The sequence below is a fragment of the Nocardiopsis halotolerans DSM 44410 genome, from assembly GCF_000341065.1.
In the GTDB taxonomy this organism is placed as follows: domain Bacteria; phylum Actinomycetota; class Actinomycetes; order Streptosporangiales; family Streptosporangiaceae; genus Nocardiopsis; species Nocardiopsis halotolerans.
Window position 1 is genome coordinate 1 of sequence record NZ_ANAX01000190.1, and the last position, 1,209, is coordinate 1,209.

The window sequence follows — 1,209 nt, forward strand, 5'->3', positions numbered from 1 at the left end:
CGCAGCGCCTCGGGGTAGTCCGGTCGGGGCGGGTTCCCGACGAGGACCTGGCCGATGGCGAGTTCGGCGACGACCAGGTAGGTGGGGATGCCGGCCAGGTGGAACATGAGCGGTTCCACCTGGAAGCGCCCCCGCCGGGCCTCGGCGATCTGGTGCTCGACCACGTCGAGGTCGCGGTAGTGCACGTCCACCGCGCGACCGTCGATCCGCAGCCAGGCACCGCCGTTGAAGACCCCTCCTCCCCAGCCGCCGACCTCCGAGACCTCTCCCTCCCAGCCGACGTCCCGCAGGGTCTGTGGATCGAAGCCGCCGCGGTAGTAGATCGCCAGGTCCCAGTCGCTGTCGGGGCGGTGGGTCCCCTGCGCGCGGGAGCCGCCGAGGGTGACGGCCTCGACGGTCGGCAGGGCCGCGAGGCGGTCGGCCACGGCGGACGGGAAGCGTGCGTCGTCGAAGGTGGGCATGCCTTCCATGATGGCGGACGGCGTTCCGGCCCCACCACGGGATCCCGTCGCGGCGGCCCGCACCGGACGACGTACCGAAAACCGCTGGGACGCGGGCGTCCGGCGACGCTAGGGTGCGGGCATGCTGATCCCGCCGACCGTGGCCGCCGCACGCGCCGAGGAACTCGACGTGGGCCTGTCCGGAGCCCGTGTCGCCCGGTTGTTCGACGCCCGGGACCGGCCCGTCGCGGTGCTCAAGACGGTGGACGCCGACCGCTCCGACCTGGTGGCCGAGCTCCTGGGACAGGAGAGGCGCCTGCGCTGGTTGAGCGGCCAGGGGCTGCCCGTACCGCGGGCCCTGGCCTCGGGCGCGTGGTCGGGGCTGCTCTGGCTGACCATGAGCCACCTGGACGGACGCGCCGCCCACGAACCCTGGCCCGCCGGGGACCGGCGGCGGGTGGTCACGCTCCTGGCCCGGGCCGCGCGCGCCCTGCACACCGCTCCGACCGCTGACTGCCCCTTCGACATGACGCTGCACGGCCAGTTGAGGCACATCCGTGAGCGGGTCGCGTCGGGGATGGTGGACCGGAGCTGGACCGCCGCGGGCCGGGAGGGGCCGCCCGCCGCCGAGGTGCTCTCCGAACTGACCGAGCGGGCACACGCCCTGGGTCCCGGCCCGGTCACGCTGGTCCACGGTGACTACTGCCTGCCCAACGTCCTGCTCGACACCGAACTGGTGTGCGGCCGCCACGGCGGCGGGGGGGCCCGG

The 1,209-nt window shown here is 74.6% G+C and carries 2 protein-coding genes; one reads left to right on the plus strand and one right to left on the minus strand.

The window, feature by feature from the left end; translation table 11 throughout:
- Positions 1-461, minus strand: a 461-nt coding sequence (locus D455_RS0114470; RefSeq protein WP_017571428.1) for a nucleotidyltransferase domain-containing protein, incomplete at its 3' end; no start/stop codon positions are given.
- A 121-nt stretch (positions 462-582) separates the two neighbouring features.
- Between D455_RS0114470 and D455_RS0114475 the strand changes: the two genes are divergently transcribed.
- On the plus strand, positions 583-1,209 hold a 627-nt coding region (locus tag D455_RS0114475; RefSeq protein ID WP_017571429.1), incomplete at its 3' end, for an aminoglycoside phosphotransferase APH(3').